This is a genomic window from Nonomuraea sp. NPDC049784, from assembly GCF_040659615.1.
GTDB lineage: Bacteria > Actinomycetota > Actinomycetes > Streptosporangiales > Streptosporangiaceae > Nonomuraea.
The window spans coordinates 1-9,089 of the sequence record NZ_JBFAMX010000419.1; the positions used below are offsets into that span (position 1 = coordinate 1).

A 9,089-nucleotide genomic window follows, 5' to 3' on the forward strand; every position below is an offset into this window, starting at 1 on the left:
ACAACGCTCGACCTGACCCTCCGCGTGAACGGCGCGACCCACCGCCTCCGCCTCGACGCCAGGACGACGCTCCTGGACACGCTGCGCGAGCGGCTCCACCTGACGGGTACGAAGAAGGGCTGCGACCGGGGCCAGTGCGGCGCCTGCACCGTGCACATGGACGGCCGCCGGGTGCTGTCCTGCCTGACCCTGGCCGCCAGCGCGCACGGCAGGCCCGTCACCACGATCGAGGGGCTGGCAAAGGGAGCCAGGCTTCACCCGATGCAGCAGGCGTTCCTCGACTGCGACGCCCTCCAGTGCGGCTTCTGCACCCCCGGGCAGATCATGTCCGCGGTGGCGCTGGTCAGGGAGGGGCACGACGGCTCGCAGGCGGAGATCAGGGAGTTCATGTCGGGCAACCTGTGCCGCTGCGGCGCGTACCCGAACATCGTCGAGGCCGTCGGGAAGGGCGGGCCGAGCTGATGCGCGCCTTCACCTACAGCGCCCCCTCCAACGTTGAGGACGCCCTGGCGGCGGCCGGCGACGGCTCGGCCTACCTGGCGGGCGGCACCACGCTGGTGGACCTGATGAAGCTCGACGTCCTGGCCCCGAGCGCGGTGCTGGACATCGGCGCGCTGCCGCTGCGCGACATCCGCTATGACACGACCGGCCTGTACGTCGGCGCGCTGGCCAAGATGAGCGACACCGCGGCCCACCCCATGGTCGCCGCCCACTACCCGGTGATCTCCCAGGCGCTGCTCCAGAGCGCCTCGCCCCAGATCAGGAACATGGCCAGCATCGGCGGAAACCTGTTACAGCGCACGCGCTGCGGATACTTCCGCGATCCGGCCACGCCCTGCAACAAGCGCACGCCCGGCAGCGGCTGCCCCGCCCTCGACGGCAGCAACCGCGCGCATGCGATCCTGGGCACGAGCGGTTCCTGCGCGGCCACGCACCCCAGCGATCTCGCCGTGGCGCTGACGGCTCTCGACGCTTCGGTGCGGCTGTGCGACCGGTCCGGCACCCGTACCGTCGGCCTGGAGGACTTCTACCTGCTGCCCGCAGACACCCCGCACCTGGAGAACCGGCTGCGCCCGGGCGAGCTGATCACCGGCGTGACGGTGCCGGTCCTGGCCTGGGCCAAGCGGTCGGTGTATGTCAAGGTACGCGACAGAACGTCGTACGAGTTCGCGCTGACCTCCGTCGCTGCGGCGATCGACCTGCGCGACGGCACCGTCGCGGACGCGCGGATCGCGGCCGGGGGAGTGGGCACCAAGCCGTGGCGGCTGCCCGCGGTCGAGAGCGCGCTCAAGGGCCGCCCGGCCCGCCCGGAGGTCTTCGAGCAGGCCGCGGCCCGCGCGGCCGAGGGCGCCAGGACTCTGCCGCACAACGGCTTCAAGCCCGCCCTCCTGCGACAGACCGTCATCCGCGCGCTCACCCGGCTGGCAGGCCGGCCATGACCAACCGCGTTGACGGACCGCGCCTGGTGACCGGCGCCGCCCGCTACTCCGGCGACCACCCCGTCGACGGCCTCGTCCACGGCTACCTGGTGCTCAGCACGATCGCGAACGGCACCATCCGCACGATGAGCGCCGACGCCGCCCTCGCCGCACCCGGCGTGCTCGCCGTCTTCACGCCGTTCAACCCGCTGCGGTACGCAGGCCCCTGGGCGCAGGGCCCCGGCTACTACCTCTACGGACCCAACCGCTTCCCGCTGCAGCCCGGCGACCGCGAGGTCCGCCACCACGGACAGGTCATCGGCCTGATCATCGCCGAGACCTTCGAGCAGGCACGGGACGCGGCGGCACTGGTCGATACCGCCTACGACGCCAGACGGCCGAACACGTCCTTTGCCGACGGTATCCCGAACGCCGTCGTGCCGCCCCCGCTGACCGGCCCACCGGTCGCCGACGTCCTGGAGCCCAGGTTCGGCTCGATCGACGCCGCACTGGCCGACAGCGCCGTCACCGTCCGGACCTCCTACAGCCAGCGGCCCGAGCACCACAACCCGATGGAGCCCCACACCGCCATCGCCGCCTGGGACGCCGACGGCAAGCTCACCATCCACAGCGGCACCCAGGGACCGCTGCTGCACGCACAGGAGATCGCCGTCGCGATGGAGGTCGAGGCCGCGGCCGTACGGGTGATCAGCACGCACGTCGGCGGCGCCTTCGGCGGCAAGGCCAGCACCTGGCCACCCGCCGTGCTCGCGGCCGCGGCGGCCCGGCAGGTGCGCCGCCCGGTCAAACTGGCGCTCACCCGCGAGCAGCTCTACTCGGTGACCGGCCACCGCCCGGCCGTCGTCCAGGACGTCGCGCTCGGCGCGGCTCGCAACGGCAAGCTCCGCGCGATCAAGCATGACTGCGTGTCCACCAGGTCGAACGTCAGCTCCCTTTACAACGGCGTCAGCGGCTACTCACTTGGCGTCTACAAGGCGCCCAACGTTCACACGGGCACCAAGGTCGTGACGCTGGACATGCCGCCGGCGACGATCATGCGGGCGCCGGGTGAGGAGGCCGGGTCGTTCGGGCTGGAGTGCGCGATGGACGAGCTGGCCCACGCGCTCGCCCTCGACCCGGTCGCGCTCCGGCTGGCGAACGACACCGACCGCCACCCCACCAACGGTGGGCCGTACTCCTCCAAGCACCTCGCCGAGTGCCTGCAGCTCGGCGCGGCCCGCTTCGGCTGGTCGCGCCGCAAGGCGGAGCCGCGTTCCGTGGTGGAGGGGGAGTGGCTGGTCGGGTACGGCATGGCAGCCGGGGTGTACGGGGCGAACCGGTACGAGATGACGATGCGGGTCGCATTCCGCAACGACGGCACCGTGCACGTCGGGGCGGCCACCTCCGACATGGGCACTGGCATGCGGACCGTGCTGGCGATCACGGCCGCGGACAGCCTCGGCATGCCGCTCGCCCGTGTGGTGTCCGTGCTCGGCGACACCAGGCTCAGCCCGGACCCGATGTCGATCGGGGCGATGGCGGGCGCCGTAGGATCGGCGGGCAGTTCGAGCGTCGCGCCCGCGATCAGGGCCGCCGCCAAGGCGGCCACGGACGCGCTGATCCTGCGGGCGACCCAGCACGAGCGCTCGCCGTTCCACGGGCTCGCGCCCGAGGAGGTGAGCTACCGCGACGGGGTGCTGAGCGCGAACGGGCGGAGCATCGAGTTCGGTCGCCTGCTGACGGTCATGGACGTCGACGGTGTCACAGCGAGCGGCACCAGCACGCCCGAGGCCACGCCCTCGCATGCCATGAGCTCGTTCGCGGCGCACTTCAGCGAGGTCAGGGTCAACCGGTTCACCGGCGAGACGCGGGTGGCCCGGATGACCAGCGTGGTGGACGCCGGGACCATACTCAACCCCGCGGCCGCGCGCAGCCAGATCATCGGTGGCGTGGTGTGGGGCCTGGGCCAGGCGCTCCTGGAGGGCGCCGAGGTCGAGCCCGCGACCGGGCGCATCGCCAACGCCAACTTCGCCGACTACCTCATCCCCACCAACGCCGACATCCCAGACATCGACGTCCACTTCCTGAATTATCCGGACACGATCTTCAATCCCGTCGGCAGCCGCGGCCTCGGCGAGATCGGCACGGTCGGCTCCGCGGCGGCCATCGCCAACGCCGTCTTCAACGCCACCGGCGTCCGCGTCCGCGACCTGCCCATCAGCCCGGAGAAGCTGCTTCCCGCGAGCGAGGAATGAGATGGCCCACCCGCTGCCCACGACCCGCACCCGCCCCCTCGACCCGCCGACAGAGCTGGCAAGGCTACGTCCCATCAGCCGCATGGCCTACCCTGACGGCCACCTCGGCTGGCTGGTGACCGGTCACGCCGCGGCCCGGGCGGTCCTCGCCCATCCCGACTTCAGCGCCCGGTCGGAGCTCCAGCGCCGGCCGATTGGGTACGGCTCGCGGGAGCCCGCAGGGCCGGGGATCTTCATCAACCTGGACGTACCCGAACACACCAGGTACCGGCGTCTGATCACCGGCCAGTTCACCGTGCGCCGCATGCGCGAGCTGGAGCCCAGGATCGAGGAGATCACCGCCGGACGCCTCGACGCGATGGAACGGCTGGGCCCGCCTCTTGACCTGGTCGAGTCCTTCGCCCTGCCCATCCCGTCGCTGGTCATCTGCGAACTGCTCGGTGTGCCGTACCGCGACCGCGAGAGGTTCCAGCGGGACACGGCCGTGATCGCGAGTCTCGACGCCAGCGCGGAGCACGCCGGCGCGGCCACCGCCGACATCGCCCGGTACCTCCACGAGCTGGTCCTGCGCAAGCGCTCCAAGCCCGCGGACGACCTGATCAGCGGCCTGATCGAGGGTGGCGAGCTGACCGACGAGGAGCTGACCGGCGTGGCCGTCATGCTGCTCATCGCCGGTCACGAAACCACAGCGGGCATGCTCAGCCTCGGCACGCTCGCCCTCCTGTCCAATCCCGACCAGCTGGACCGTCTGCGCGCCGACCCGTCGTTGATCGACGGCGCCGTCGAAGAGCTCCTGCGCTACCTGTCCATCGTCCACCTCGGCCCGACCCGCACCGCGCTGAAGGACATCGAGGTGCACGGCGTGCGGATCGCCGCGGGCGAGACCGTGACGATCTCGCTCCCCGCCGCCAACCGCGATCCCGTCCGCTTCCCCGACCCGGACGAGCTCCGGCTGACCAGGACGACCTCGGGCCACGTCGCGTTCGGCCACGGGATCCACCAGTGCATCGGCCAGCAGCTCGCCCGCGTCGAGCTGCGCGTCGCGCTGAACGCCCTGCTCCGCCGCCTCCCCACCCTGCGGCTCGCGGTCGCGCAGGAGGACATCGAATTCCGCACCGACTCCATCACGTACGGCGTGCGCCGTCTCCCTGTCACCTGGCATCCCGGAGAAGCGGTATGACATCCAACGCAGTATTGATCACCGGATGCTCCACGGGCATCGGACGGGCCACCGCACTCGCCTTGGCCCGCGCCGGCTATCCCACCTGGGCCACGGCCCGGCGGTTGGACACCCTGGACGAGTTGAGGGACGCGGGCTGCCGGGTGCAGCGGCTGGACGTGACCGACGAGGACGCCATGGTGCGGGTCGTACGGGCTGTCGAGGAGGAGCATGGCGCCGTCGGAACCCTGATCAACAACGCCGGGCGCGGCGGTGGCGGGCCAGTGGAGGAGGTTCCACTCTCTCTGGTGCGCGAAGTGTTCGAGACCAACGTGTACGGCCTGATCCGGATGTGCCAGCTAGTCCTGCCCGGGATGCGGGAGCAGGGCTCGGGCACGATCGTCAATCTGGGGTCCGCCGCGGGTCTCGTGACGCCCCCGACCGGGTGCCCGTACGCGATGACCAAGTACGCGCTCGAATCGCTGAGCGACTCGCTCCGGCAGGAGGTCGCCCCGTTCGGCGTCAGGGTCGTGCTGGTCGAGCCGGGGGCGGTGCGGACGGAGTTCATGGCGAGCAGTGAGCGGAACAACCCGCGGACCGGCGATGAGGGCCCCTATGAGGGGTTCAAGCAGAGCGTGGCCAGGATGGTCGAGCGGGCCCACCGGGAGGGCGCGCGTGACGTGCTGAGCGCGGACGACGTGGCGAAGGTGATCGTCAAGGCGGTCGCCGCGCGCCGCCCGAAGGCCCGGTACAAGGTCGGGCCCCAGGCCCGGGTGGCACCGGTGGCCCGGCGCCTGGTGGGCGATCGCGGCTGGGACGCCTTCATGCGCCGGATGGTGCCGTTTTCCGTGGACTGACCAGTCCGAGCTCTGCCCCGCCTGGCCTGTCACACCGATGAGGAGAGCTGCTTTTGTCTGTCACCCTCTACGGCATCGGCGCGTACTGCTGCCGGCACCGAGGGCTCGTCGCCGCGATCTGGCTGGCCGTCCTCCTGGCCGCCTGCGTCGTCGTCCCGCGCTTCGGCCTCGACCCTCGGGCCCTCGCCCTGCCGTGGATCCTTGCTCTGGTCGTGGCCGTCGACTACGGGTCGCGGATCCTGACCGCGCTCCGGGACGACCCGTCCCCCAACCGGAACGAGACCATCGCCAGGGCCATGGGAGCCGCCGGGCCGAGCGTCGTCTGCGCGGCCATGGCGGTCTTCCCTCCCATGCTCCAACTCGTCATGACCGGCCAGGACTTCCTGGTCACGGCGGGCCTGACCACGTTCGCCGTGGTCCTCGTGGCCATGATCGCCGCGGTCACCCTGGTCCCGGCGCTACTGGCGTTCACCACACCCCGGTCCGCCCGGCGGGCGCGCACCGAATCACGATGGGTCGCGTTCGTCATGAGTCATCCCGTTCCAGTCCTGGCGACGGGTACGGCACTGCTCGCCGTCATGGCCCTCGGCCTCGGGGACCTGCGACTGGCCCAGGCCGAAACCGGTTTCCTCCCGCTCTACCTGGTTCTCATGCTGATGCTGACGTACCAGCACCTGGCGATGGCCTTCCGTTCGGTGCTGCTCGCGATCATCTCGGTGGCGGGCTACCTGCTGAGCATCGCAGCCACGCTGGGCATCCTCGCCGTCGTCGTCTCGCTGGGGGATGACCGTGCCCACCCGCTGCTTCCGGTGATCGCGATCATCGTGGTGTTCGGGGTGGCGATGGACCACCAGATCTTCCTCGGCGCCGGGATCCGCTCGGCGCTGGCCGACGGCCTGGACCCGGAGGCCGCCGTCCGCACCGGCTTCGCCCGCTCCCGCCCCGTGATGGCCGTCTCCGCGCTCGTCTTGACCGTGGTCTCGCTCGTCCTGGTCGCCGGTGGCAAGCCACTGACCGGCATGCTGGGGCCGGGCATCGCGGCCGGCGTCCTGCTGGACGTGTTCGTGGTTCGGATGACGCTGATGCCCGCCGTGCTGACCCTGCTCGGCCCCAGGGTGTGGTGGCTGCCGCGCCCGCTCGAACGCACCCTGGCCCTCGACTTCGACCTGGAAAGCGGCAAACTCCGAGACCACCTCCGCACGTACCCCTGATCAAACCCGGTCACAGCCAACCGGACAACTTCGGACAGATACCACTCCCCATCGATCAGCGCCCGACCACGGGAGAACGCGTACGCCAAGACCTCCGGGGGTGGGCGGGACAAGCCTTTCGTGGGATTTCAGTGGCATTTCAGCGGTCATTTCTATGATGACGGTGCACAAATCATCAGCGCGAACGGCAACGCGTGGGTGACGCCCTATATCCGCATCTTTCGTGATGGCAGTCGAGTGGCCGACTCGAAGAGTCCGGGTCTTCGGACGCTCGTCCCGGCGACTCAGTTAACTACACCGTCAACACCAGCATCTCATTCTCTAAATAGTGTGCGACCGCACGAGGAAGGTGATAGCCAATGAAAGTCACAAAGCGCACCATCCTGATGCTGTCAATGGCTACGGCCGGATTGACGTGCATCCCCGCCCCTGCCGGCGCCGCGGCCGGCAGCTTGACTCTCTACGCCGCCTCAGGAAAGAGAGTGTATTCCGCCGTCGACCCCGCGGCAGGGTGCTATTCCACCGTCGCGCCGTTCACGAGCGTGACCAATGGGACGAGGGAGCCGGTCATCGTCTATCAGGAGATCGGCTGCACAGGGGCGTCCCGCGTGGTGAATCCGGCAACGACTCCCGTCCCCGTCGGTGAGCGCCGCAGCGTGCGCGTCCCCCTTTGAGAACGACTATCCGGCAAAGATGGGTCTGCACAAGAAGACCGCATACGCGACACCGACCCTGGCGGCGGTTCTAATGTCAGTCGGCATGGCCGGGCGGCCTCAGAGTTGGCGCTGGATCACTTTCGGTGTGTCGGGTATGGCGCTGCTTTCCATGGCTTGTCGTTCTTCGCTGGTGATGAGACCGAGGTGGTGCAGGATGTCGGCCGATCTTGTGAGGAATCCCCGTGCCGTGTCCGGCTCGCCGGTGTCGTGGAGCGCGAGGCCGAGTCCCCAGGAGATCTCCGCTTCCCGGTAATCACCGATGTGGCCCGCGGCCTGGTAGAGCGTCAACGCCTGGCGTTGGTGGCGCACCGCCTGGTCGGGTTTTCCCGCGAGCCGGTATGCCTCGGCGAGGTGGATCCGGACGCACACGTTGTCGACGGTCACCCCGAACTCGTCGAAAATGCTCATCACACGCGTGTGCAGATCGATGGCCTCGTCGAATCGTCCTGCGTGCTGGTACGCGAGGCCGAGGTGCGTAATGATCACCCCTTCACGCCAGGGAGTGTCGTTTCCGGACTTGCGTTCGATGCCGAGTGCCCGCAGGTGATATTCGATGGCCTCCTCGGCGCGGCCCGAGGCGCGGTAGGCGATGCCGATCTGATCCAGCAGGGCCGCCTCGCGGAGGGGAAGGCCGAGCTGCTGATAGACGGTAAGCGATCGGTGGAGGTGAACGATTCCCTCGGCCGTCCAGCCGGTGCAGATCTGTGCCCAGCCGAGATCACCGTAGATATGAGCCTGGAAGAGCAGGTTCCCGGTGTGCTCGGCGGCTCGACGAGCCAGCTCGCCGAGGGCCAGTTGTTTGAGCCAGTGGCCACGTTCGTACAGCGAGACGGCGAAGCTCACGGCCAGCGCTGTCGCGAGGTCGGCGTGGGAGGTTCGCGCGGCCTGTCCGACTGCGGCCAGCACGTTGTCCTCCTCGGCATCGATCCACGCGTGCAGGTCCTCGCTCGTCTTCAGCGCCACGCCTTGGTGGGTGAGTGTCTGCGGGCCGATGGCCGTGCGCCACGAGCTGGTCGCCTTCACCAGGCGGACCGCGGTACGCGCGGTCGCCAGGTAACAGTGCAGGACCCGTTCTACGGCGTCCTGGCGTGCCGTTTCGGTCTCCCCTTCGCTCGCACGCTCGCGGGCGAACAGGCGCAGGAGGTCGTGCAGGCGGTACCTGTCCGGTGCGTGGTTCTCCACCAGTTGTGCGTCGACCAGGTGATCAAGAAGATCCCGGGCCTGTTCATCGGGCAGGTCGGCCAGCGCGGACGCGACGGGGAGGCTCAGATCCTGACCGTCGAGCAGGCCCAGCAGCCGGAACATCCGTGCCGCCGCCACACCATGCGGGCTGGCCAGCAGATCCTGGTAGCTGCCCTGGAAACTCGCGCGGACCGCGCGGTCGTCCGCCCGTAACTCATCGAGGCGGCCGCGCGCGGTGGCCAGCCGGGTCGCCAACGTCGACACCGGCCAGCCGGGCCGGGCGCTCATCCG

At 69.8% G+C, this 9,089-nt stretch carries 8 protein-coding genes; 7 read left to right on the forward strand and 1 reads right to left on the reverse strand.

The window, feature by feature from the left end:
• The 7 genes from AB0J09_RS45835 to AB0J09_RS45865 all read left to right on the forward strand — a co-directional run.
• A partial coding sequence (locus AB0J09_RS45835) for a (2Fe-2S)-binding protein (protein WP_360705982.1) occupies window positions 1–462 on the forward strand: 462 nt, incomplete at its 5' end.
• Window positions 462–1,439, forward strand: a complete 978-nt coding sequence (locus AB0J09_RS45840; RefSeq protein WP_360705984.1) for a xanthine dehydrogenase family protein subunit M — start codon at window positions 462–464, stop codon at window positions 1,437–1,439. The genes AB0J09_RS45835 and AB0J09_RS45840, both read left to right, overlap by 1 nt.
• The gene (locus tag AB0J09_RS45845) at window positions 1,436–3,673 is read left to right on the forward strand and encodes a xanthine dehydrogenase family protein molybdopterin-binding subunit (protein WP_360705987.1); all 2,238 of its coding nucleotides are present in this window, start codon (window positions 1,436–1,438) and stop codon (window positions 3,671–3,673) included. Before AB0J09_RS45840 ends, AB0J09_RS45845 begins: the two co-directional genes overlap by 4 nt.
• A gap of 82 nt (window positions 3,674–3,755) precedes the next feature.
• Window positions 3,756–4,853 (forward strand): cytochrome P450, encoded by a 1,098-nt coding sequence (locus tag AB0J09_RS45850; RefSeq protein ID WP_360705990.1) that lies wholly within the window; start codon window positions 3,756–3,758, stop codon window positions 4,851–4,853.
• Window positions 4,850–5,689: an SDR family NAD(P)-dependent oxidoreductase gene (locus AB0J09_RS45855; RefSeq protein WP_360705993.1), complete on the forward strand. Its 840-nt coding sequence runs from the start codon at window positions 4,850–4,852 to the stop codon at window positions 5,687–5,689. Before AB0J09_RS45850 ends, AB0J09_RS45855 begins: the two co-directional genes overlap by 4 nt.
• A 53-nt stretch (window positions 5,690–5,742) precedes the next feature.
• On the forward strand, window positions 5,743–6,900 hold the full coding sequence (locus AB0J09_RS45860) for an MMPL family transporter (RefSeq protein ID WP_360705996.1): 1,158 nt from the start codon (window positions 5,743–5,745) through the stop codon (window positions 6,898–6,900).
• A gap of 359 nt (window positions 6,901–7,259) precedes the next feature.
• The gene (locus AB0J09_RS45865) at window positions 7,260–7,574 is read left to right on the forward strand and encodes a hypothetical protein (protein WP_360705999.1); all 315 of its coding nucleotides are present in this window, start codon (window positions 7,260–7,262) and stop codon (window positions 7,572–7,574) included.
• 99 nt (window positions 7,575–7,673) lie between these two features.
• On the opposite strand, the gene AB0J09_RS45870 is transcribed toward AB0J09_RS45865, so the two are convergent.
• Window positions 7,674–9,089: tetratricopeptide repeat protein (locus tag AB0J09_RS45870; RefSeq protein WP_360706002.1), on the reverse strand; the 1,416-nt coding region annotated here is incomplete at its 5' end.

Coding starts and splice junctions, on each gene's coding strand:
- AB0J09_RS45855 (WP_360705993.1), top strand. CDS start 4,850: ATGACATCCAACGCAGTATTGATCACCGGATGCTCCACGGGCATCGGA.
- AB0J09_RS45865 (WP_360705999.1), top strand. CDS start 7,260: ATGAAAGTCACAAAGCGCACCATCCTGATGCTGTCAATGGCTACGGCC.
- AB0J09_RS45845 (WP_360705987.1), top strand. CDS start 1,436: ATGACCAACCGCGTTGACGGACCGCGCCTGGTGACCGGCGCCGCCCGC.
- AB0J09_RS45840 (WP_360705984.1), top strand. CDS start 462: ATGCGCGCCTTCACCTACAGCGCCCCCTCCAACGTTGAGGACGCCCTG.
- AB0J09_RS45850 (WP_360705990.1), top strand. CDS start 3,756: ATGGCCTACCCTGACGGCCACCTCGGCTGGCTGGTGACCGGTCACGCC.